The organism is Demequina sp. TMPB413, from assembly GCF_020447105.2.
GTDB lineage: Bacteria > Actinomycetota > Actinomycetes > Actinomycetales > Demequinaceae > Demequina.
Window position 1 is genome coordinate 2,377,893 of record NZ_CP096184.1, and the last position, 23,032, is coordinate 2,400,924.

Below are 23,032 nucleotides of genomic sequence, written 5' to 3' on the forward strand. Positions count from 1 at the left end.
ATCAGCCGCCGATCTCGTCCTCGTAGCTGGCCTGGACAGAAGCGAGGAGGCCCTCTGGGGTCTGCTCACCAGCGAACATCTTCTGCAGGTTCGGCGTCCAGCCCTTGGCGTAGATCGCTCCCGTTGCGTTCGCGATGAAGTCCATCGCGCCGTTGTTCTCGCCAACGGTCGCACCGGCCGCGAGTGTCTGTGCGGTCACGGAGGCTGGGTCGATGTCAGGCATGAACGCGTCTGTCGGGCCCATGGGGTGCGATCCGCCGACCTCGATGTCGATGGTCCGCGCGGTCTCGTCGGTCGCGACCCAGTTGAGGAAGAACGCCGCGCAGTCAGGGCTCGCTGCGTTGGCCGAGATGCCGTAGGTCAAAGGCGCCGACATGGCTCCCAGTTGGCCTCCCTCTTCGAGCGGGGGCATCAGGAAGAATCCTGCGTTGCCAGGCATCTGGGCGTCGAGGTTGCCCGACTCCCAGTCGCCGTTAAAGATGAACAGCGACTCGCCGCCGATGAACCGGCTCATCATTTGCGAGTAGTCCATCGAGTTGATGTCATCCGCGAAGTAGCCTGCCTCGATCCAGCTGTTGAGGTGCTCGGTCGCTTCGAGGTTGGCCGGAGTGTCGATCGTCGCGCCCTCGCGCTGGTAGATCCACGAGTTGATCTCGCTGGGGTCGCCATAGGACGCCATCAGTGCCTGCAGAGGGAACGCGAGGCCTCCCGTGGCGCCGCCATTGAACTGCGCCATCGGCGTGATGCCTGCGTCCTTGGCTGCCTGCAAGTAGCCGTCGAACTCCTCAAGCGTCTTTGGTGCTTCGGTCATGCCGATCTGCGCCGCGAGCTCCTTGTTGTAGAACACGCCGGTCATGGAGAAGTTGATGCCCATGGCGTACAGGGGGCCGTCGCCACGCTGTCCGTCGGCGTTGACGCGCATCTGCTCGAGCTGCGAAGAGGGCCACTCGTCCCACCCAAAGGCTGCCGCGTATTCGTCGAGGTCGTACAGCAGCCCGTCCTTGGCGAGCTCGGAAACCTGAGGCAAGCGCATGAGGTCTGGCGGGGAGTCGACAAGAACGCGAGGCGCGTTCTGCGTGATCACGGCGAACTGGTCTTCACGGGTGTTGAACGTGACGTTGGGGAACTGCTTCTCGAACTCCGCCGTGAGCTCGTTGAACACAGGGAAGCCCGTCTCGACGTACGCCTCAAGCGTGACCGGATCGGCGCCGCAGGAGGGCGCATCGCCGGTCACTGGAGCGGCAACCGCGGTGGAGTCGACCGTCGGCTCGTCGTCTGTGGTTCCTGGCGGGGTGCAGGCCGCCATGGAGAGAGCGCCAGCGAGGCCGAGCGCGATAGCGGCAGGCCGCCTGGCACCCGCCGGATGGCTGGTCTTGGGAATGAAGGACATCGTTGTCTCCCTTTTTCGAGGCTCACATGAAGTGATTGGCCGTTGCTAAATCGAACTAGCAACAAGAGATTCGCCCATCGGCATGCATAATGTCAACTCAGGCAGGCGTCGATTCGGTCACAGTGATGTAACAGTTCTCGCCGCAGGGAGACCAAAGGAGGCCCAGTGGCAGCGAAGCGCGTGACGCTCGCCGACGTTGCGGCGGCCTCTGGCATCGCGGTCTCGACGGCCTCGCTCGTCCTCTCGGGCCGCGGCACCGACGTACGCATCTCTCAGACGGTCCAAGAGCGCGTCAAGGCCAAGGCCGTCGAGCTGGGGTATCGCCCCAACGCCATGTCCGTCGGCCTGCGCAAGGGTGTGACCAGCACGCTTGGCTTCGTGTCGGACTCCGTCGCCTCGTCTCGCCTCGCTGGCGACATGATCAAGGGCGCCATCGAGGCCGCCAGGGACCGCGGCTTCATGGTGTTTGTCGCCGAGACGAGCGGAAACCTCACTCAAGAGCACTTGCTGCTTGACGCCATGTTCGACCGCCAGGTTGACGGGCTCATCCTCGCGTCAATGTTCACTCAGGAACGTGACATCCCGCCAGCGGTTGAGCGCACCCCGGCCGTGTTGCTCAACATCGGCCCCACCTCTGCAACCAACCTGCCAGTCGTGCTTCCCGACGAACATGAGGCTGGGCGCCAGGCCGCTCAAGCCCTTCTCGACGCCGGCCACCGCGACATTCACCTCGTGGGTGCGGGACTTGGACCGGAAGGGGTGCCTGCGCGTGCACTCGCTGGCGTCCAACGTCGGGCGGGAATCCTGAGCGTGATGGCCGAGCACGGGCTTGAACCTGCATCGGGGCATATCGCGCATCAGTGGTTGCCAAAAGAGGGCTGGCTCATTGTCAGCGAGCTGCTGAAGGACCACCAGCCTGGCGCACTGATCTGCTTCAACGACCGCCTCGCGATGGGCGCTTACCAAGCGCTCCAAGAACGAGGCTTGAGCATTCCCGAGGACGTGTCCGTGGTGTCCTTTGACGACGCGTCCATCGCCAGTTGGCTGCGACCGGGCCTTACGACCTTCGCCCTCCCTCACAGGAGCATGGGCAAGCGCGCAGCCGACTTGTTGATCACCCAGATCGAGCTCGAGCGCGCTCAAGGATCGGCGACGTCTGAAGGAGGCACTCACCTCATTCCGATGCCGATGCGTGACCGGGAGTCGCTAGGGCCGCCCAGGGCGTGAGGCTCTCCAGCCGCTAGTACTGGAACATCTCCACCTTGGCCCGCAGATTGGCCGACAGTTCCGCCAACTCCGAAACCGACATGCCCATCTGCTCGAGCACGTTGGAGGCGTCGGAAGCGGACGATGCCACGGCCGAGATGTTGAGCGCGATATCGCCGGAGCCGGTCGCGGCCTCCGTCACGCCGCGGCTCATCTCGTTGGTAGTCGCGGTCTGCTCCTCGACTGCGGAGGCGATCGTCATCTGGAAATCGTTGATCTCCTTCACGATGTCGGTGATCTCGGCAATGGCCTTGACGGCACTGCCCGTGTCCTGCTGGATCGCCTCGACACGCCGTGCCACATCTTCGGTGGCGCGTGCCGTCTCCTGAGCGAGGTCCTTGACCTCGCTCGCGACCACCGCGAAGCCCTTGCCGGCCTCGCCGGCTCGTGCCGCCTCGATGGTCGCGTTGAGCGCGAGCAGGTTCGTCTGTTCCGCAATGCCGGTGATGACCTTGACGACGTTGCCGATCTCTTGTGAGGACTCTCCCAGGCGGCGCACTTGCTCGTTGGTTGAGGCCGCCACTCCCGTGGCTTGAGACGCGATGCGCGCGGCCTCGTTGGCGTTGTGGGCAATCTCCTTGATGCTGGCGCCCATCTGCTCGGCGCCTGACGCGATCGCCTGGACGCTGCGGTTCACTTCTTGTGCAGCGGAAGCGACGACGTCGGCCTGCGCTGAGGTCTCGTGGGAACCGGCGGCCACCTGGCTGTTGGCCGCCGACAGTTCTTCCGCCGCGGCGGCCACCGTCTGCGCGGAGGCCACGACCTCGGCCATCGTCTCTCGCAACGATGTCTGAGCCGTCGCCAAGGCGAGCGCCATGTCGCCGATCTCGTCCCTCGATGTGACCTTGGCCGTCTGCGTGAGGTCCCCCTTGGCCATCGCCTCAAGCGAGGCGCTCACGGCCTTGGCGCCGTGGCCAATGCGGCGGGCGACTGCCCAACCGAGCACTGCCGCGCCAGCCGTGCCCACGACGACGAGCACGAGGACTAGGGTACGCACGGCGCTCGATCGGGCTGTATTCGCGTCTTCCTGAATCAGCAATTCGGCGTTGACGTCTTCCGTCAACTGGCCCACTGCTGCCACCAGGTCGGTTCCTGCAGCGCGGATACCACCTTCGCGCACCGACTTGAGCAAATCCAGGTCGTCGTCGATGGCGGCAGGAATGAACTCGTTGAGGATCCCGTCTTGGTATGCGATCCACTGAGTCTGAACAACGTCGAGTCCCTGGGGAGCGTGACCAAAAGTGGCCTCGTAGGAGGCGCCGAACTCCGCGAGCGCCGTGTCGAACCTCGCGTAGTTCTCGCGAAGCTTGACCAGTTGCTCCGGTCGGTCTTCAACGGGATATGAGGCTACGGTGCCCGCGCTTTGGCGGGCAGCCCACAGCACATTCTGCAGGTTGAGGATGCTCGCGCTCATCACTTCTTGATCCGTCACCATGTGGCGCGTCTCCGCGTCGATGCTTGCCATCTGGACCGATGCCACGGTTCCCACCACCACGAGTGCGAGCAGGCCGCCACCCACGGCGCTCAGAATCTGAGCGGTCAGGGACATGCGTGCCTTGCCGCGTAACTTCGAGACGTTCTTCATGAGGGGTACTCCTGGCGGTGCTGTGAGGACGCCCAGGCGGATATCCTGCGCAACCTCAAGATCGTCCGAATGCCCCCCACGGTAAGGAAATTGCCCCCAGTTTGGGGGGCACCTGTTTGGGGGGCATGCGGGGCGGCTGGCCAGACGAGACCAGGGCACCAAAGCATCCGACACGAAGGGAGCGCACAAGAAAGGCCCCCGATTTCTCGGGGGCCCTCGTTGGTGCGCGAGGGGGGATTTGAACCCCCACGCCCTTTCGGACACTGGCACCTGAAGCCAGCGCGTCTGCCGTTCCGCCACTCGCGCGCGCCGGGAAAGCCTAACACGCAGCGCCTGCGCCCCACGAATGCTTACGACCAGCCCGCTGCTGCCGATGAGAAGCGAGGACGATGCGAGAGGAGTGACGCGTGGAAGCCATCTCCGCACTAGGCCAGCGCGTGGAACAGATCCACACCCTCATCGCTTCAGTGACGCCAGGTGCGACGCCTTCAGCAGGCGCCCCCTACGCCACGGATCTGAGCCGATCCCTCGCGTCGTCCGCCAACTCGAGCCTGTTCTCGTCAGGCGTGTCCAACAACGGAGTGTTCACGGCTGGCACTTCTTTTGCCGACGTCCTCGCGGCCGTCTCACCATCGGGAACGACCAGTCTCGCGGCGGCCGCTTCAGAGCTCAATGCTCAAGGCATCCCGCGCTCGCTCGCCGGCTATGGCAACGGCAAGATTCCTGCCGACGCGCTTGCACCCCTCAACGGCTCGAGCGAACGCATGTGGGCGCCAGCCGCCGAGCGACTCAATGCCATGATCTCCGACGCCAAGGCGGCAGGCGTGTCCATCTCGGTCACCGATGGCTACCGCACCTACGACTCACAAGTGCGCCTCGCCCAACAAAAGGGCCTCTACTCCCAAGGCGGCCTCGCCGCTGCTCCTGGCACCAGCGAGCATGGCTGGGGCCTCGCCGTTGACCTCGGCCTCAATCCCACGGCCCAAGCCTGGATGCGTCAGCACGCGCAAGACTACGGATTCGTTGAGAACGTACCCCGCGAGCCATGGCACTGGGAGTTCGTGCCCAAGGCGTGACGCGTCGGCTCCCCCGGGACCGAGCACGAGACCCCGCGCCAGCGTCGTGCGTCCGCGCGGGCGCTCAGCCCCAGCGCCGTGCTCGCGCGGCCCCTCAACCCCGGCGTCGTGCATGCGCGCGAAAGAGCGGCGTGGAGCCTCTCAGCTGCCCCACGCCGCCCTTGTCTCCCCTTGAAGCAAGGGGAAATCAGTACGCGACCACCACCGAGACTCGGCCGCCGCCGTAGCCCTGGATCGCCAGCTTGCCGTCGAGCCGGCCTGCTGGCGCAAGCGCCCACTTCTGCACGTCTGGCGGCAGCGTCTCCCGAGGCGCGTACGTCGAGTGCAGCTTCAGATGCTGAGTGCCTGGTTTGTTGAACATGGACGCGGCGATGTTGAGAATCTCCGTCATGTTGTCGAACTGCGCCGGCGTGACGAGTCCGCTCTTGATGGTCGTCTCCGCGCCCACGTGTGGCAGGAGGGCGATCGCGGAACCCGCCCATGCGGTGAGCGGCACGTCGACCGCGACAATCGCGCCGATGTTGCCGAGGTCATTGACGTAGGCGCCTACGGTGGCGCCGTCGATCGGGTCGACGATGACAGAGGTCGCGGTCCACTCGATCTCCCTGCCAAGGAGGCTCTCGAACAGGTCGCGCACCTCGAAGGCGGAGGGCACCGGCGTCGGCTTCATGTCGGTACTCATGCGATGAACGGATCGATCGTCTCGCGGAAGATGTCCGCGGTGAATGGCTTGGCGATGAGGAACAGTGCCCCTGCCTCCTCGGCTTGCTGCCGCATAGCGGGCGAGCCCTCTGAGGTGACAAACGCGAAGGGCGTCTCGTCGCCCTCGCTGCGCAGGTTCCGCAACAGGTCGATTCCCGTCATCTCAGGCATGTTCCAGTCGGACAGGACGAAGTCGGGCCTGGACGCACGAATCCGTTCGAGCGCAACAGCACCGTCTTCTGCCTCTTCGATATCCCACCAGTCGTAACCCGCTTGACGCAGAGTGCGGATCACGATTTGCCGCATCACGCGGCTGTCGTCGGCGACTACGACCTTCATGGTTCGTCACCTCTTCCTATCCTTGTTCCATCGGGGCTGAGACCCGCTGTGCTTACGTCAGTGCCCAAAGTCCGACGCCCAAAGGGGCGCCCTTCCATCCAAAGTACGTCTTGAGAAGACACGTTGCAGAGCCCATGTCTGGGCGCTCGTGCGTGACCACTGGCAACGTCAGGGCTCCTGGGTTGGTGACGAGCGACTTGACGTTGCCGCCCACCACGTTTGCGATCTCGCCCACTGCATCGGCGAAATCCGCATCGGAGACATGCTCTGCCTCGTCCATGGCCAAGAGAGCGCGGGTGAGGTGCTCACCTGTGACTCGGCCAGCCATCAACATCACCCTGGTGACCACGGGACCCGAGACGTCGACCCACGTGTAGCGCGGGTCCACAAGGTCGGGGTCTTCGCCCATCCAGGGGTACAAGTGACCTGGCTCGCCGTCGATCATCGTCGTGAACAAGTCCTGCGCAATGGTGAGCACAGGGTCCACGTCGCTGAGCGGCTCCCAGGTGGCCGGGATGGTCATACCGTCTCCTTCACTTCCACCAGTCCGAGGAACTGGAGCTTGTCGAGGATTACCTCGGGGGTGAATGGCTTGATCACGTATTCATGGGCGCCTGCGGCGAGGGCGCGGACAATCTGATCCTGCTCGCCCTCGGTGGTCACCATCATGAGAGTGACGTCACGCCACTCGCTGCGCTTGCGCACCTCGACCACGAACTCGAAGCCGGTCTTGACCGGCATGTTCCAGTCGATGCAGCACAGGGCGATGTCGTGGTGCGCTTCCATTTGCTCAAGCGCGACTTGACCGTTCTCCGCTTCGACCGTGTCGAATCCCGCACTGGTCAGGATGTTGCCCACGATCTTGCGCATCACGCGCGAATCGTCGATGACGAGGGCCTTCATAGCCTCTTCCCTTCTCGGGGTCTGTACACGGAGCTATTGCCCACCTGAATCCGCTCCCACGCGTCGTCCACGCCAATCGTGGTCTCGGCCGCCCCCAGGAACAGATACCCACCAGGGGTGAGCGCTGCCCGTACCTTGCTGAGCACACTGCGCTTGGTATCGACGTCGAAGTAGATCAGCACATTGCGCAAGAAGACGATGTCGAAGGGACCGCCGGCCGGCGGCAGTTCGAGCAGATTGTGCTTGCGGAACACCACCTGATTGCGCAACTGCGGCGAGATCTCGAAAGAGGGCCCTTGCCGCTCGAAGTGCTTGACGAGCATCGGCGCCGGGAGGCCCCTGTTGATCTCGAGCTGGCTGAACCGCCCTGAGCGGCCCTTAGCGAGCACGTTCTCTGCAATGTCGGTGGCCACAATCTGGACCTTGAGCGACGGAAAGTTGTCAGCGATCGTCATGGCAACCGAGTACGGCTCTTGGCCAGTGGAACAGGCGGCGGACCATACCCGAAGCGGTCCCCGTCCCTTCGCTGCGAACTCGGGAAGGATATGGGTCTTCAGGACGGTGAAGGGATTCAAGTCCCTGAACCAGGACGTCTCGTTCGTGGTCAGTGCCTCAACCACCGACTCGTGCTGGGAGATGTCCGCCCTGAGCGCCCTGACAAAGGCGTCAACGTCGGCCGCGCCGGCGCTGCGGGCGAGCGGCGCCAGCCTGCTCTCGACCAGGTACTCCTTGCCCTTATCCAGTTGAATGGCGCTGCGGGTGCGCACCAACGTGGCGACAAAGTCAAAGGTGTCCGCTGCGAGGGTCATGAGGTCACCGCCCTTGGCGCCATACGGTTGGCGACGGCACGAGCGATTGCCTCCGAAACGTCGGTAATGGGGAAGAGCTGATGAGCCAGCCCTGCTGTCGCGACGGCGCCTGGCATGCCCCACACCACAGACGTCTGCTCGTCTTGAGCAAACACACGTCCGCCGGCGTCGACGATAGCCCGCGATCCCTCGCGGCCATCAGCACCCATTCCTGTCAAAACGACTCCCAGTAGATCCGGACCGAAAACATCAGTGGCCGAGCGGAACAACACGTCAACGGCCGGTCGGCAGAAGTTCACCTGGTCACCGTGAGACAAACGCGTTACCACTCGTCCTCTCTCATCGGCCACCAGCAGGTGGTAATCACCCGGTGCGACATAGATCACTCCGGCTTCGAGAGTCTCCCCGCCCTTTGCCTCGACGACGCGGTGGGGGCCTAGGCGGTCGAGGCGGGCTGCCAACTGGGCCGTGAAGAGCGGCGGCATGTGTTGAACGATGAGCATCGGCACGGGTAGAGCGGTGGTGAGGCCGCTGACTACCTTGGACAGCGCCTCGGGACCCCCGGTGGAGGAGCCGATGACGACCGCTCGCGGCGTGCGGGGGCGGGCGAGGCGCGGTGCCAACGTTGTCTGGCCGCGGTGGAACGTAGGCTTCCGAAAGAGCGCCTTGATCTTGGGCAACAGTTGGGCGCCAATGACCTGGCTGGCTTGAGACATGTCGCCGTGGTTGGTCGGCTTGGTGACGTAGTCAGTGGCTCCTGCGGCGAGCGCGTCAAGGGTTGCTGACGCGCCATGCTCGGTCAGGGTGGAGAACATCACGATCGGCATCTTCAGCCCGCGGCCGCGGATGGCCGTGACGGCTTCAATGCCCGTCATGACGGGCATCTCGATGTCCATCGTGATCAAGTCGGGGTGCAGAGCCTGGGCCTTGGTGACCGCGATGGATCCGTTCTGAGCCACGCCAACGACATCGATGTCCGGGTCGGTGGCGAGCGCGTCTGATACGAGCCTGCGGACGACGACCGAGTCATCGACAACGAGCACTCTGATTTTTCCCATGCCAGTGCCCTAGAACGAGAATTCCGCGACGCGGTCGCGCAGGGTCGTTGACAAGGACGAGAGCTGATCGATCGAATCATCGAACGTCGAGAGGACGGCCACGGACGAGGCCGTCTCCGTTGCGACATCCGTGATGGAAGAGGCGATGGACTGGGAGCCGTCTGCGGCCACTGCCATATTGCGCCGCATCTCGTGAGAGGTGGCAGACTGCTCCTCGACTGCCGAGGCGATGGTCGTCTGAAAGGCGTTGATCGCCTCGATGATCCCCGTGATTTCGCCGATGGCAACGACTGCTGCCTCCGCATCCTTCTGGATCGCCTCGACACGCTCGGCGATGTCTGCGGTCGCTGTCGCCGTCTCTTGGGCCAAGTCCTTGACCTCGCCGGCGACAACGGCGAATCCCTTACCGAGTTCCCCTGCCCGCGCCGCCTCGATGGTCGCGTTGAGCGCAAGCAGGTTGGTTTGGGCGGCGATTTGAGTAATCACCTTGACGACGTTGCCGATCTCTTGGCTGGACGCTCCCAACTGAGACACGATCCCGTTGGTGGTGCTCGCCACCTCTGCGGCGTCGGTGGCGACCCTGGCCGCCTCGACGGTGTTCTGCGAAATTTCCTTGATGGACGAGTCCATCTCTTCTGCGCCTGAGGAGACCGCCTGGACGTTGCGAGATACCTCGTCGGCCGCGCTCGCCACCCTGCCGGCGTTGGCGGCCGTCGACTGCGAGCCGGAGCTCACCTGACGTCCGGCGGCTGACATGGATTCAATCGCGCTCGCCACGGTTCCCGACGCGTCGCGAACGTCCCGCAATACCGCCGCAAGGTGAAGCCTTGCCTCGTCAAGTTTGATCGCCATCCTGCCCACTTCGTCGTGCCCAGCGACATCGACCGTGCGAGTGAGGTCACCCGTCGACATGGCGTCCAGCACGTCGCCGACGCTCTTCACCCTGCGGCGCACGGTGACGGCTACCCGCGTGCCAAACCACACTGCCAGCGACAGCCCGACGGCCAACATCGCGACCACTGCCAACATCGTCGTCCGGCTGCTTGCCTGGGCGCTTTCGATCCTGGCGGCAGTGTCTTCCTCGAGCGCAGACTCGAAGACGCCCAACACCTCGGCGACCGTCGCTCTGCTCGCCGCACCGGTGTCGGCGTCGGCCTCGATGAAGCCCGCCAGATCGCCGTCTTTGGCCAAAGGCATCAGGGTGCTGTCGCGCAGTTGGCGCCACGCTGACCTGGCGGCCTGAAGAGCCTTCCAGGCCGGCAGGTCGGCGACCATTTCCTGGCCCTCCAGCTGCTCGGTCGCCTCCTTGATCCTCGTGTCGATGTCCGCAATGCTCATCACGGCATCGCGGTGCGAGGCTGCGTCAGAAGAGAACACCAAGCGGTCGAGCTCGACGCGTTCGAGCGCGTAGAGCTCCCTCAGCTCAGCAACGGGCGCGAGGACACCCTGCTGGGTGTCGACAATCTGCTGGTTGTTGCTGATCGCCTGCTCGCCCAGCATGACGACCGCAAGAGCGGCGGCCACCGCAGGGACGGCGACGAGGCCGAGCGCGGCGAGAATCTTGGTGCGAATCCCCACGTTGTCGTGCCACACCGCCTTGCGCGCGACCGTGCCGCCACCGCTGCCAGTAGCCGCAGTGCCCGCGCGAGGTCGGCGCGCTACAACCCGGCTGACCGCGCGAGCCGTGTCGCGCAAGCTCACCTTGAGCATGTGCTCTCCTTACAACGAGTGCGAGGTGTCGAGGGCGCGCACCCTAGACACGCGCCGCGAGGTCGACATCGAGCGACAGCAAGAGGCCTTCGTCCATGGAGTACACGCCGGTGACGACGTCCCGCAGCGCGGCCTCCAGCGTGGGCGGTGGCGGCCCGAACTGCTCGGAGTCGAGCTGCAAGACGTCACCCACCTGGTCGACCAGCAGACTCACTGGCTCCCCGTCGACCTTGACCACGACCATCATCGGCTCGTCATCTGGGCCGTAGGGCTCACGTCCAAGCCGCGCGCGCAAGTCCACCATCAGCACCACCTGGCCGCGCAGGTTGACCAGCCCGGCGACGGTGCGAGGGGCGTGCGGAACGGCGGTGCGCTGGTGGAGGCGCAGTGCCTCTTGAACCCTCGCCACGTCCACGCCGTAGAGGCGGTTGTCGAGCTTGAAAGTCGCAAGTTGGTGTTGCATGTCAGGACTCCATTCCAGCGCCGACGAGCTCGGCCTCGTGGTCGTCGTAGAAACCGCTATCGATCGCCTCGACTGCTCCGCGGAGGTCAAGCAGTTCCGTCACCCTGTCCTTGACCACGATGGAGCCCAGCAGGCCATAGCCGGAGACATCGGAGAAGTCGACCTTGTCGCAATCCACGATGTCGACCACTTCGTTCGCCACGAGAGCGACGGTGCGCTCGCCGCGCGTGCACACGATGACCGCGAACTCTTCGCGCATGGTGCCTCCATCGCCCAGCAGTTGGGCGAGATCGGCCACTGGCGTGATCTTGCCGCGGTACTGCATCACCGACGATCCGGACACTTGCTCGATGACGCTCGCGGGTAGGCGCTCGAGTCGAGTGACTGCGCCGAGCGGCATCGCGACCTGGCGGCCCTCACCGACCGACACGATGAGCATGGATTCCTTTTGCACGGACGCGGTGTGCTCGGTGGTGGCGGCACGCACAGCGTCCTGCAGGTCGATGTCGAGAGCCTTGCGGGCCACCGCAGGGATGTCCAAGATGAGCGACACGGATCCGTCGCCCAGCAGCGTCGCGCCTGCATACAGGCCGATCGCCTTGACGGCGGCCCCGATGGGCTTGGCCACAATCTCTTCCGTGTTGAGCACCTGGTCCACCACAAGACCGAAGCGGCCGCCATCGGCCTGGAGCACGGCAATCACTGCGCCGACGAGGGACTCGCGTGGCGTCCTACCAAGGACGTCCCGCAGGTCGACCATGGGCAAGAGCTGTCCACGCAGGCGGTAGACGGCGGCGTCGCCGACGTACTCGACGCCGCTCTGCTTGTCATCGACGGCAAGCAACTCCAGCAGGTTGACTTGTGGCACGGCGTAGGTTTCGCCCGCACACTCGACGGTGAGCGCTGGCATGATCGCTAGCGTCAGCGGAATGCGCAGCCTCCACGTCGTGCCAAGGCCGGGAGTCGACTGCACGTCAACCACTCCGCCAATGGCCTCGACTTTGGTGCGCACCACATCCATGCCGACGCCGCGGCCGGACACGTTGGTCACCACCTCTGCGGTCGAGAAGCCAGGCAGGAACAGCAACTGCAAGATGTCCTGGGTGCCCATCGCGGCCACCTGTGCCTGAGTGCGCAGCCCGCGCTCGACCGCCTTCGCGGAGATCACTTGCGGGTCGATGCCCTTGCCGTCGTCGCTGATCTCGACCACGACCTGGCCGCCTTGGTGGAAAGCCCTGAGCGTCAGGACGCCCTGGTCGGCCTTTCCAGCCTCCTTGCGACCCTCCGGCGACTCGATGCCGTGGTCGATCGCGTTGCGAATCAGGTGGGTAAGCGGGTCCTTGATCGCTTCGAGCAGCCCGCGGTCAAGTTCGGTGTCCTGACCAATCATCTCGAGTCGCACGTGGCGACCGAGCGAGGCTGAGATGTCGCGCACCATCCGCGGCACCTTCGACCACACGTGCTCGATGGGCTGCATCCTGGTCTTCATCACGCCTTGCTGGAGCTCTGTCGCGATGAGCGACAAGCGCTGCGAGGCGCGCACGAGCGCCGCGTCGCCAATGTCGGCCGACAGCCTCGTCATGGCGTTTCTCGCCAACACCAGTTCGCCGACGTGGCGCATCAGGGCATCGAGCACGTCGACGTCGACTCGAATCGAGGCGTCGGCGGCAGATCGGACGGGAGCGTCGTCCGTTCGGCTTTGAGTTGGCGCATCGCTGGTCGCGTTGTCCATGGCTTCCACCAATTCCGGTTCGATGACCTCGAGAGTCTGCTCTGGGTCAATGGGGGCGCTGACGCTTGGTGAGGTCATCGGCTCGGCGGCGATGGCCTTGCGGGTCGTTGACGGGCGGGTGGCGCGGGGCTTGGCTGGAGCCTTGGCGCGGGGCTTGGCTGCCGCCTTTTCAGGCGTCTTTGCGGCGGCCTTCGCGGGGGCCTTCGCTCTGGGCTTGGCCACAATCTTGCGCTTTGGTGCGGCCTTGGTCGGAGCTGCCGCTTCCGACTCTTGCGCGGCCGACGCGGCGGGGGCGGGCTTTGGGGAAGCAAGGGGCGCACCTGTTGGGTCATCCAGAACGGACTGAATGTCGGCGACAACGGAGGACCAATCGGCGCCGCCTTCTGTGCCAGATGACTCGATGGAGCGAAGGATCTCCCGAACGGCGTCGACCATCTTGAGCAGCACGTCAGTAGTGCGCGGGGTCATGGGACGCTTTCCGTCGCGGAGTTCCGCAAGAAGGTTCTCGCCCACGTGAGTGAGGGACTCCAGCACGCCGAACGCAAGGAACCCACTGGTGCCCTTGATGGTGTGAATGGTGCGGAACACGGAGCCGAGTAGCTCTCGCGAGCCTGGCTGATCTTCTAGCGCGACCAAGTCCTGGTCGAGCTGGTCCAGGTTCTCGTGGCTCTCGACCACGAATTCGCGGACGATGTCATCCATCCCATCCATGGGTATTCTCCCGTTGCCATCATGGCGGCGGCTCGCCGCCTTGTCGGGGGACCCATCGGCCGAAGTTGGCTCGCGGTGAGCAGTCAGACGCGGCTTACCGAGGCGCGGTGATCGCGACCCTTTGGCGGGACAGACGCGGGCTACGCTTTGGCGTCGCCCCGAGGCTTCTGAGCGGGCATCGACTTGGGAGATGGTGCGAGCCCGCGCAGCGTTTCGAGGGCGCTGTCGTCGGCCGACGCTGCCTCGACGTTGTGCTTCTCCACCGCTTCGAAGATCTCGGCTCTCGTCACGCGAATCTCTCGCGGTGCGTCGATTCCGACGCGAACGCCGTCGGAGCGCACGTCGATGATCGTCACCACGATGTCTTTACCGATGATGAGGCGCTCACCGACACGGCGCGACAGGACGAGCATGTAGCGAGACTAGTCGGTCAGCGCCGCATCAGCGACTAAGAACGCCGCCAGACACTGCGATGCGCCGTCCTTCACCGGAGACAGAGAACGGCCTCTCATTACTCGCGGGCCGCGATCCTTTCGCCCAACAGCGCTGCCCACACCACTCCTGTGGCTGGTAGACCATCCATCCAGGCGGCGGGAAGGGGTGCGTCCAGCACGGCTCCTGGGGCTTGCGCGTCGGAAATCCCTACGACCGCGAGCGCGTCAACGTTGCGGTGCTCTCCCAACAACTTGAGGTCACCTGCATAACTCGAGGCGCGCTTGGTCCCGTCGACGATCGCCCACGTCGTATCCGCTTCCACCGCGGCGAACAGCTCGGCAGCGGCAGCAGCCCCTCGACGTCCTGGCGCGATGCCGAGTGCCACGATCGTGGGGTCCCCCAGTCGAGCCGCCTCTTCAGCACGCCGCCGTACGACGCGCGCCTGGTCTGACGTGCGAATGCGGCGACCGTGGCCGCGGATGGCATCGATCTCGCCGGCGAGCATGACCGCTTGGCGTGGCACGCCCACCCACGCAGCCACTTGGGTCGCGACGGCGACGGCCTTGTCGGCCGGGCCCGCAATCAGTAGAACGTCGCCTGCCTGCGGCCTGCGCACTGGCGGGGTGCCAAAGCGTGCGACCACGTCGAGCAGAGGCACGGGGGTGTCGAGGTCGGCGAAGCCAGAAACGAATCGCGCAGGCACTCCGAGCGCGAGCAATGCGGGAGCGGTGCATTCGGTGGCGACCGCCGTGGCGACGTCGGTGAACACGCCCCAGCGATTGACGACGACGCCAGCCTCACCGTCGTCTCCGGCAACCGCGTCGGCGCCTGCAACCACGCCGTCCCCGGTACGAATGGCACCATTTGTACCGCGATATGGCCCTTCACCGGTACGAATGGAGCCATTTGTACCGGTGGGGGCGGGGTCTGCACTAGCCGGGTCCGTGGGGGCCGGGTCCGTGGCCGGGAGGGCCGGCCTCAAGACGACGGCTTCGTCCCTGTCGATTCCAGGGAAGGTTGCGGGGGCAAAGGCTCGCGGCCGCGCGCGGCCGGCCACCCGCGCTGGCGCCTCCGCTCGCGCGGTGGCCGCCTGCTCCGTCAACTGCAGCACGAGTTCGTCGAACTGCGCCATATCGGTGGGCTCTGCCGTCTGCGCGACATCCTGCACGCGCTGGGCCGCCGCGTCCTGTCGGCCTGGCTCAGCCACCGCAGCGTTGGTCGCGACCGCCCGCGGAGCAGCCGCGTCAGCCAACATCGCCTCCCTGGCCGCTTTGGCGTCGGCGATCTCTTCGGCAAGTTGGGCGTCGGCCGCCTCATCGCGCGAACGAGCCGCCGCGACCACCGCGCCGCTCCCCAACTCGCCAGCGCGACCCGCTGCGAGCGCCGCGCCGGCGACCTCGTCGGAGATCTCGAGCGTCAGCTCGTACTTCTCGCGCGCGAAGAACCCGAGCACGCCGCCAGTGCGCACCTTGTCGGCCTTGACCACGCGAACCTCGGGACCGTACTCCTCGCGAGCGCGCAACATCAGCGCCTCGAGATCAGCCCCTTCAAGCAGCAAGCGCTGAGGCATCGGTCACCACCCCTACGGTCTCGACCTGCACGGGAGCGCACGTCACTTCCGAATATGACAGCACGGGCATGGTGGGGAGCGCTAGTGCGACGGTACGTCGCAAGGCCGGCCGCAGCCCAGGCGCGCACACGACGATCGCCTCCCGACCGCCCATCTCGATGTCCTGAACGCGGTCACGCAGGCTCGTCAGCAATCGCTCGACGCGATCGGGGTCGACCACCAGTTGGGTGCCCTCCTCGCTCGGCCTGCGGGCTTCAAGCAGCTGCTGTTCGAGCACCGGCTCGAGAGTGATGACCCTCAGAATGCCGTCGTGCACGTAGGGGGCAGAGACCGCCGGTCCCAGTGCGGTGCGTGCGGCCTCGATGAGGCCCTCTGGGTCCGTCGACATTTTGGCGCGCAAGGTGAGGCCTTCGAAGACTCTGGGCAAGTCACGGATGGACACTCGCTCGGTGAGCAGTCCCTGGAGCACCCGTTGCACCTCTCCAAGTGACAGCATCCCCGGCACCAACTCGTCCACCACAGCAGGGTTGACCTGCTTGACGCCTTCGACCAGGACGCGCACATCTTCGCGCGTCAGGAGCCGCGAGGCGTTGGACGTGATGATGGATCCCAAGTGAGTGACCAGCACCGACACCCTGTCCACCACGGTCGCGCCCGCGAGTTCCGCTTGGGCCCGCATCTCGGTAGGGATCCACTTGCCCGTCAAGCCAAAGACCGGCTCGTGGACGGGGGTGCCGACGATCTGTTCGAGGTGATCGCCGAGCGCCAGCAGACGCCCAGAAGGCGCCTCGCCGCGGCCGACCTCGACCCCAGCGATCTTGACCACGTACGTGGAGCGCGGCAGTTCCACCGAGTCGCGGGTGCGCACGGGCGGCACCACCAGGCCCAACTCCATGGCGATCTTGCGACGCAGGCCGCGCACCCTGGCCAGCAAGTCCTGATCAGTGCCGGAGCCCACAAGGTCTACCAGGTCGGGAGCCAACTGGATCTCGAGCGCGTGAACACGCATCTGCTCCATGAGCGCTTCTGGCGAGTCAGGCGCCGGTGCGCTGGCGTCGGCCGCTGGCACCACTTCCTTGCTCGCCTTCTCCGCCTTGTCGCGCACGCCGATGCGTTGACCGACGATGAGCAGGACGGCGCCCACCGCGATGAACGGCAACTTGGGCATTCCTGGCACCAGAGCCAGCACGATGGCGGTGCCTCCAGCGATGGTGAGGGCTGTGCGCGACTGGGTGAGCTGCTCGCTTGCGGCCGTGCCCATATCGGACGACGCCGTGGCTCGGGTCACGATCAGACCGGTGGAGACGGACATCAGGAGGGCAGGGATTTGGGTCACGAGGCCGTCGCCGATGGTCAAGAGCGAGAAGCGCTCGAGCGACTCTCCAGGAGACATGCCCATTTGTAGCATGCCGATCGCGAAGCCTCCCAGCAGGTTCACGATGGTGATGATGATTCCGGCGATCGCGTCGCCCTTGACGAACTTGGATCCGCCGTCCATCGCGCCGTAGAAGTCGGCTTCCGCAGCGATGTCAGCGCGACGTTGGCGGGCGGTGTCCTCATCGATGAGTCCGGCGTTCAAGTCGGCGTCGATCGCCATCTGCTTACCAGGCATGGCATCGAGCGTGAAGCGCGCGCCCACCTCCGCCACGCGGCCCGCACCATTGGTGATGACGGCGAACTGAATGACCACCAGGATGAGGAAGATCACGAGGCCGATGATGAGCGAGCCGCCCACGACGAAGTGGCCGAAGGCCCCGATAACTTCGCCTGCGTAGCCGTCGCGCAACACCAACCGGGTCGAGGCCACATTGAGGCCGAGCCGGAACAGGGTGAGCACCAGCAGCATTGACGGGAACACCGAGAAGTCGAGGGGTCGCTTGACGTACATCGACGTCAGGAGGACCACGAGCGCCATCGCGATGTTGGTAACGATGAGGAAGTCGAGCATGGCGGCCGGCAGCGGCACCACCAAGAGCAAGACAATGCCAACAACGCCGAGGGGAACGGCGAACTGGCTGAGGCGTCCACTCATGAGCGGACCTCCTTTTCAGTGGTGGGGCTGGCGGTCATGCGGCGACCGGCGTGGCGTGAGGGTTGCGGTGCATTCCGACGGCTGCGCCGCGGCGGCGCAAGGCGAGGACGAAGGCGAGGACTCGGGCAACAGAGGTGTAGAGCTCGGCGGGGATCTCGTCGCCGAGCTTGCATGCGGCGTGCAAGGCCCTCGCGAGCGCGATGTCTTGGACCATGGGGATCTTCTTGTCGGAGGCGACCTGGCGGATGCGGGTCGCAACGTGACCCTTGCCCTTCGCGACCACTCGCGGGGCGCCGGTGCCCGGCTCGTACTTCAGCGCGACGGCCACGTGGGTGGGGTTGACCAGCACGACGTCGGCGTGCGCGACTTCCGCCATCATCCTGTTGCGGCTCATCTGCAACTGGCGAGAGCGGATGGCGCCCTTCAGCAACGGGTCGCCTTCAGTGTTCTTGTTCTCGTCCTTGATTTCCTTCATGGACATACGCGTCTGCTTGCGGTTGCGCTTCATCACCACGAGCATGTCCGCCCCCGCCAGCACGAGGCCCGCGACGATGCCGGTGCGCACCAGGTCATTCGTGCCGCCGACGGCGGTATCGATGATCGACGTGAGCGAGTGGGCGCCGGAGCCGAGTAGCAAAGGCACCAGCGACTGAATGACGATGTACAAGACGGCGCCGATCGCCCCGGCCTTGAGCGCTGCCTTCGCTCCGTTCCACCACGCCTGGCCGCCGAAGATCTTCTTGGCGCCTTGCTTCGGATTGAAGTGCTTGAACGAGGGCTTGAGCTTCTTGGGTGCAAAGTGGATGCCGCCCTGGACTGCGCCGGACAGGATCGCGGCGAGAAAGACAGCCAAGAGCAGCGGCGCCATCGTCATAAACATGGACACCATGCCATCCCACAGCGCTTGCTGAGCGAGAACAGGATCGGGCGACTGAGCGACGGTGGCGATCGTTGCCATCTGGGTGCGGGCCTCTTCTGAGACCTTGTTGAGGACGAGCGGCAACACCGCTGCCGCGGCGGCGATGCCCACCCATGCCGAGAGATCCTGAGAGCGCTGCAGGGAGCCATCCCTGCGCAACTCCTTGATGCGCTTGGGAGTGGCCTTCTCGGTCTTGTCACCACCGGCGTCGTTGCTCATGAACTCACCCCCATCACGAGTTCAACGGCCCGCTCGGTGAGCTCTCCGACGATCTGGGGCAGCGTCAAGTATGCGATAGAGCCGAGCGAGAGCGTGAGCAAAATCTTGAGCGGGAAACCCAACGCGAAGGCGTTGAGCGCAGGGGCAGCGCGGGTGAGCAAGCCAAGCCCGACGTCGGCGAGAAAGAGGACGACGATGAGCGGCCCTGCGATCTGGAGCGCCGAGACCATGAGCTCGCTGAGGCCGCCCGTGAGCACGCGGCCCATGACGGTCATGTTGAGACCCTCGCCGAGCGGCAAGGCGTCGAAACTGCGCACCAAACCACCGAGCACGAGTTGGTGGCCATTGGAGGCGAACAGCAACGCGAGCGCGGAAAAGTCGTAGAACTTGGAAAACAGCCCGCCCTGGGTCTGGCTCAGGGGGTCGAAGCCCTGGGCAAGCTGAAATCCACCGAAGATGTCGATGATCGAGCCGGCCGATTGAACGGCGGCAAACACCATGCGAACCAAGAAACCAAGACCAAGGCCGACCACCAGTTGCAGCACGAGCGCACCGAGGAACTCGAGGCTTCCTGAGACGAGCATCGCGCCGGGAACTGTGCCTGCCGCCTCGACGGCGCGCGGCCCAGCAAGCAGGCCGACGCCCAGCGAGATGGCCACCTTTACAGGGGCGGGGAAGGCCCTGAAGTGGAAAGGCGGCGCGACCACGAGGAACGCCAAGATCCGCACGCTCGCGAGCATGGTGGTCTCGATGAGCCCGAGGTCGAAGGAGAAGTTCACGTCAGCCGCCAAGCAGCCCAGGGATGCGCTCGAAGAGGCCGGTGGTGAACGAGACGGACTCCGCAATCATCCAGTGACCGGAGATCAACAGCGCGACGCCGACGGCGACGGCCTTGGGCACGAAGGACAGGGTCACTTCCTGGATTTGGGTCGCTGATTGGAACAGCGAGACGGCGAAGCCGACGACGAGCGCGGTGATGAGCAGCGGCGCAGAGAGCTTGGCCGCGAGCACGAGCGCGCTGAACCCGATGTCGAGAACTGCTGACGTGTCCATTACCCGTAGCTCCCAATCAGTGAGGTGATGATCAGGGTCCAGCCGTCGACCAGCACGAACAGCAAGAGCTTGAACGGGAGCGACACCATGACGGGCGGGAGCATCACCATGCCCATCGACATCAGGGCGCCTGCGACCACCAGGTCGATGACCAGGAACGGCACGAACACGACGAAGCCGATGATGAAGGCCGATCGCAATTCCGAGAGCATGAACGCCGGCATGAGGGTGGTCATGGAGACGTCCTCGCGAGTCTCGGGGTTGGGGGCCTCCGCCGCGCGGGTCATCAGCGCGATGTCTGACTCCCTGGTGTGGGAGAGCATGAACTCACGCAACGGATCGACCGCGTCTTCGAGACCCTCCGAGAACGACACCTCGCCCTGAAGGTAGGGCTGGACTCCGGCGTCGTTCATCTCGCTGAGCACGGGGCCCATGATGAAGAGGCTGAGGAACAGGGACAGGCCGGCGAGCACCTGGGTGGGCGGCGTGCCCTGAAGACCCATGGCGTTGCGTGTGAGAGTCAGCACCACGAAGATTTTGGTGAAGCTGGTGGTCATCAGCAAGAGCGAAGGCGCCACCGACAGCAACGTGATGGCGATGAGCACCACGATGGAGCTCGAGGGCGTGCCATCGACTCCGTAGATGTCGACGGCGACGCCGGGCCCGCTGACGGGCGTCGGGTCGACGGGCGCGAGTGGTTCAGTCGGGTCGACGGCACCGGCTGCGGGAGAGGCACAGGCCAGGACGGCTGCGAAGGCGACGGCGCCGCCGATCACGAGTGATCGGATGCGCACAGCCACACGCGGACGCCGGAGCGTTGCGGAGGTCATGAACGACGAGTGGTCCATTCTTGCGCCGCCACCACCGCCTGTCGCCAGGTACCTGGCGACAGGATCGATCCCTCGAGGGGTGTGCGGGGCCGTCTGGCGTCGGCCGTCCGGGCCGACGTCGAGCGGGCAGGGACTGACGCGTCGTTGCGCGCCTTGACGGGGGCGGACAGCTGCTCCGCAGGTCCACCTTCCGTCGTCAGAGTGAGAAGTTCGTTGTCAAGGTCAGAGGCGTCGGCGGTGTCTTCTGGCTCGGGCGCTGCGACCTCTCCTGCATCGTGCAGCAGGCTGACGCCGTGCTCGCCGTAGCCGATCACAAGCCGACGTCCTGAGGCCTCAATGAGGGCGACGCCGGCTTTGCCTCCCAATTGCTGACGGCCAAGGACCACCAGCTCCTCGCGGCGACGACGACGCAGGGTCGTCGAGGACTGCATGCGGCGGCTGAACCACCACAACAGTCCGAGCACGGCGGCCAAAGACAGGCCGACGCGCGCCACGAGGATGAGGGTTTCCATTTACTGGCCGCTCTCCGTTGACACGATCTCGGTGATGCGGATTCCGTAGTCCTCGTCGACTACGACGACTTCGCCGCGTGCGACAAGACGCCCGTTGACCATGACGTCGGCCGGGGAGCCTGCAGCCCTGTCGAGCTCGAGGACGGTGCCTGGAACCAGGTCGAGGACCTGACGCATCGGCAAGCGGGTGTGACCGATCTCCGCCGTCAGGACCAGTTCGACGTCGTGGAGCAGGCGCATGCGGGAGCGCTCTGCAGCGGCGTTCATCGGTACGTGGTCGGCCGCGGCTTGCTGTGGGGCGCTGACCCGCACGCGAATCGCGAACCAGGCCTGAGGCGATCCGTCTTCGCCCACCAAGGCGAAGGCCTCGACGTCGGGGTCGGTCAGGAAGTCGCCAAGTGATACGACCTCTGCCGTGTCGAGGACACCGGAACCCAGTGTTGCGGCGGCGGCCTCAAGGGCTGGGCGCAGGGCGTCGGCGGCGGAGACGTCTTCTCCTGCGCTCGCGAGCGCTGCGGCAATGGCTTCATCGGCGATCACCATGAGGTCGGCGCTCGTGGAACCCACGAAGTGCGCACGTACAGCGGTCGCGGCTGCGTCGGGCGCCTGTCCAGGGTTGAGCTCGGACACGGTCAGGGACACGGCGGTGGGCAGGAGCGCAGCGAGCTGTTCTGCTGCGGCACGCCCTGTGGCGGTGGCGGTGGTCATTTTTCCTCCTCGGTGGAGACGACGAGACACGCGACGCGGGTGCCATTGACACCGATCGCTGCGTGGCCAAGAGTGACGTCGCCGACGACGACATCAAGGGGACGGTCGGCCGGGTGATGCAAACGCACCACGCTGCCCACCTGGAATTCGGTGATCTCGCGAGCGCCCATGGTGCGGCCAGAGAAGCGCACCGAGACCGGTAGCGGCACCTCGGCGACGCGCTGCGACAGCAAGTCGAGGGCGGCGTTGTACTCACGTTGTTCCTCGTCGGTGCGGCTCGCAACGTGCTCTTGTTCACGCAATTGGGACATGAGCACTTCCGCCACGATCATGAGCGTGATCGATGTGGTCACGCGACCGATCGCCATCTCAAAACCGAGCACCAACACCGGCTCAGAGGCGGGAACTACCTGCATGAAGTGCGGGTTGTACTTGGCGGCGCGGACCTCGAACTGCATCGGCAAGATCGACGCGAAGCCGTAGCCCAGTTCGTCGACGGCGTGGTCGAGCATGTCCTTCATGAGGTTCCACTCGATCTCGGTCATCTCGCGGAAGGGCATGTCGAGCGTCACAGCAGGACCGCCAAGCAGGCAGTCGATCAGCGTCATCGACGCGTTGGTGGGAATCTGCAGAAGGGCCGGGGTGCGGCTTGGCTCCACCTGGAGCACGATCATCGTCGTAGTTTGCGGCAACGACTGGATGTATTCGTCGTACGTGTGGAGTTCGATCGTCTCGAGGCCAACGGACGTTAGAGCACCAAGACGGGAGCTCAGCAAGGTGCCCCACTGGCGCGCGAAGGTCTGGCCGGCCACCTCGATGGCTCGCTCGTGCTCGCGCGTGAGGGTCATCGGCTGCCGAAAGTCGTAGACCTCGGGCGTGCCAGAGCCACGCTTGCGTCGTTGAGATGCCCGATTCATCACGGGCACCTCATCGGCGCAGACGTCACCGCGTGAAGGTTTCGCGCGCTGCCGCAGCCGCTCGCGTGCTTGCGGTGTGAGAAAAGCCTCTCG

23 protein-coding genes and 1 tRNA gene are annotated in these 23,032 nt (G+C 65.2%); 2 read left to right on the top strand and 22 right to left on the bottom strand.

The genetic code is table 11. From position 1 onward, the window contains the following. Position 1 precedes the first annotated feature (1 nt). Positions 2–1,390 (bottom strand): ABC transporter substrate-binding protein, encoded by a 1,389-nt coding sequence (locus LGT36_RS11470; RefSeq protein WP_226096744.1) that lies wholly within the window; start codon positions 1,388–1,390, stop codon positions 2–4. Between the two features lie 165 nt (positions 1,391–1,555). Here LGT36_RS11470 and LGT36_RS11475 point away from each other — a divergent pair, with 165 nt between their 5' ends. Then, on the top strand, positions 1,556–2,617 hold the full coding sequence (locus LGT36_RS11475; RefSeq protein ID WP_226096743.1) for a LacI family DNA-binding transcriptional regulator: 1,062 nt from the start codon (positions 1,556–1,558) through the stop codon (positions 2,615–2,617). Positions 2,618–2,630: 13 nt separating this feature from the next. Here LGT36_RS11475 and LGT36_RS11480 read toward each other — a convergent pair whose 3' ends face one another. Together LGT36_RS11480 and LGT36_RS11485 are read right to left on the bottom strand one after the other, a co-directional pair. Continuing rightward, complete coding sequence (locus LGT36_RS11480; protein ID WP_226096742.1) at positions 2,631–4,241, bottom strand: methyl-accepting chemotaxis protein; 1,611 nt, start codon at positions 4,239–4,241, stop codon at positions 2,631–2,633. A 220-nt stretch (positions 4,242–4,461) separates the two neighbouring features. Then, positions 4,462–4,547 (bottom strand) — tRNA-Leu (locus tag LGT36_RS11485). Positions 4,548–4,648: 101 nt separating this feature from the next. Between LGT36_RS11485 and LGT36_RS11490 the strand changes: the two genes are divergently transcribed. Then, a complete protein-coding gene (locus LGT36_RS11490; RefSeq protein ID WP_226096741.1) occupies positions 4,649–5,317 on the top strand; it encodes a D-alanyl-D-alanine carboxypeptidase family protein in 669 nt (222 codons plus the stop codon). 187 nt (positions 5,318–5,504) lie between these two features. On the opposite strand, the gene LGT36_RS11495 is transcribed toward LGT36_RS11490, so the two are convergent. The 19 genes from LGT36_RS11495 to LGT36_RS11585 all read right to left on the bottom strand — a co-directional run bounded on the left by LGT36_RS11495 (position 5,505) and on the right by LGT36_RS11585 (position 22,939). Continuing rightward, positions 5,505–5,999, bottom strand: a complete 495-nt coding sequence (locus LGT36_RS11495; RefSeq protein WP_226095146.1) for a hypothetical protein — start codon at positions 5,997–5,999, stop codon at positions 5,505–5,507. Continuing rightward, positions 5,996–6,358 (bottom strand): response regulator, encoded by a 363-nt coding sequence (locus LGT36_RS11500; RefSeq protein WP_226095147.1) that lies wholly within the window; start codon positions 6,356–6,358, stop codon positions 5,996–5,998. Before LGT36_RS11500 ends, LGT36_RS11495 begins: the two co-directional genes overlap by 4 nt. A 52-nt stretch (positions 6,359–6,410) precedes the next feature. Then, the gene (locus tag LGT36_RS11505) at positions 6,411–6,881 is read right to left on the bottom strand and encodes a chemotaxis protein CheX (RefSeq protein WP_226095148.1); all 471 of its coding nucleotides are present in this window, start codon (positions 6,879–6,881) and stop codon (positions 6,411–6,413) included. Beyond that, positions 6,878–7,261 carry a response regulator gene (locus LGT36_RS11510; RefSeq protein WP_226095149.1) on the bottom strand — a complete coding sequence of 128 codons (384 nt, stop codon included), beginning with the start codon at positions 7,259–7,261 and terminating at the stop codon, positions 6,878–6,880. The genes LGT36_RS11505 and LGT36_RS11510 overlap by 4 nt, the downstream gene beginning before the upstream one ends. Continuing rightward, complete coding sequence (locus LGT36_RS11515) at positions 7,258–8,070, bottom strand: protein-glutamate O-methyltransferase CheR (protein ID WP_226095150.1); 813 nt, start codon at positions 8,068–8,070, stop codon at positions 7,258–7,260. Before LGT36_RS11515 ends, LGT36_RS11510 begins: the two co-directional genes overlap by 4 nt. Next, positions 8,067–9,128, bottom strand: coding sequence for a chemotaxis response regulator protein-glutamate methylesterase (locus tag LGT36_RS11520; RefSeq protein ID WP_226095151.1), 1,062 nt, complete (start codon positions 9,126–9,128; stop codon positions 8,067–8,069). The genes LGT36_RS11515 and LGT36_RS11520 overlap by 4 nt, the downstream gene beginning before the upstream one ends. Positions 9,129–9,137: 9 nt before the next feature. Beyond that, the gene (locus LGT36_RS11525) at positions 9,138–10,838 is read right to left on the bottom strand and encodes a methyl-accepting chemotaxis protein (protein ID WP_226095152.1); all 1,701 of its coding nucleotides are present in this window, start codon (positions 10,836–10,838) and stop codon (positions 9,138–9,140) included. 43 nt (positions 10,839–10,881) lie between these two features. After that, complete coding sequence (locus LGT36_RS11530; protein WP_226095153.1) at positions 10,882–11,301, bottom strand: chemotaxis protein CheW; 420 nt, start codon at positions 11,299–11,301, stop codon at positions 10,882–10,884. Position 11,302: 1 nt separating this feature from the next. Next, the gene (locus tag LGT36_RS11535) at positions 11,303–13,735 is read right to left on the bottom strand and encodes a chemotaxis protein CheW (RefSeq protein WP_226264598.1); all 2,433 of its coding nucleotides are present in this window, start codon (positions 13,733–13,735) and stop codon (positions 11,303–11,305) included. Positions 13,736–13,884: 149 nt separating this feature from the next. Further along, a complete protein-coding gene (csrA, locus tag LGT36_RS11540; RefSeq protein WP_226096025.1) occupies positions 13,885–14,157 on the bottom strand; it encodes a carbon storage regulator CsrA in 273 nt (90 codons plus the stop codon). A gap of 98 nt (positions 14,158–14,255) precedes the next feature. Continuing rightward, positions 14,256–15,749, bottom strand: a complete 1,494-nt coding sequence (locus tag LGT36_RS11545; protein ID WP_226096024.1) for a hypothetical protein — start codon at positions 15,747–15,749, stop codon at positions 14,256–14,258. Then, on the bottom strand, positions 15,727–17,781 hold the full coding sequence (locus LGT36_RS11550; RefSeq protein WP_226096023.1) for a flagellar biosynthesis protein FlhA: 2,055 nt from the start codon (positions 17,779–17,781) through the stop codon (positions 15,727–15,729). The genes LGT36_RS11545 and LGT36_RS11550 overlap by 23 nt, the downstream gene beginning before the upstream one ends. Positions 17,782–17,815: 34 nt before the next feature. After that, positions 17,816–18,919, bottom strand: coding sequence for a flagellar biosynthesis protein FlhB (locus tag LGT36_RS11555; RefSeq protein WP_226096022.1), 1,104 nt, complete (start codon positions 18,917–18,919; stop codon positions 17,816–17,818). After that, positions 18,916–19,698: a flagellar biosynthetic protein FliR gene (locus LGT36_RS11560; RefSeq protein WP_370634303.1), complete on the bottom strand. Its 783-nt coding sequence runs from the start codon at positions 19,696–19,698 to the stop codon at positions 18,916–18,918. The genes LGT36_RS11555 and LGT36_RS11560 overlap by 4 nt, the downstream gene beginning before the upstream one ends. 1 nt (position 19,699) lies before the next feature. Further along, complete coding sequence (gene fliQ / locus LGT36_RS11565; RefSeq protein ID WP_226096021.1) at positions 19,700–19,972, bottom strand: flagellar biosynthesis protein FliQ; 273 nt, start codon at positions 19,970–19,972, stop codon at positions 19,700–19,702. Then, positions 19,972–20,802 (bottom strand): flagellar type III secretion system pore protein FliP, encoded by an 831-nt coding sequence (fliP, locus tag LGT36_RS11570; RefSeq protein ID WP_255633290.1) that lies wholly within the window; start codon positions 20,800–20,802, stop codon positions 19,972–19,974. Before fliP ends, fliQ begins: the two co-directional genes overlap by 1 nt. Then, complete coding sequence (locus LGT36_RS11575; protein WP_226096019.1) at positions 20,799–21,314, bottom strand: flagellar biosynthetic protein FliO; 516 nt, start codon at positions 21,312–21,314, stop codon at positions 20,799–20,801. The genes fliP and LGT36_RS11575 overlap by 4 nt, the downstream gene beginning before the upstream one ends. Further along, the gene (gene fliN / locus LGT36_RS11580) at positions 21,315–22,022 is read right to left on the bottom strand and encodes a flagellar motor switch protein FliN (RefSeq protein WP_226096018.1); all 708 of its coding nucleotides are present in this window, start codon (positions 22,020–22,022) and stop codon (positions 21,315–21,317) included. It abuts the gene before it with no gap. Next, positions 22,019–22,939: a flagellar motor switch protein FliM gene (locus tag LGT36_RS11585; RefSeq protein WP_226096017.1), complete on the bottom strand. Its 921-nt coding sequence runs from the start codon at positions 22,937–22,939 to the stop codon at positions 22,019–22,021. The genes fliN and LGT36_RS11585 overlap by 4 nt, the downstream gene beginning before the upstream one ends. Positions 22,940–23,032: the final 93 nt, after the last annotated feature.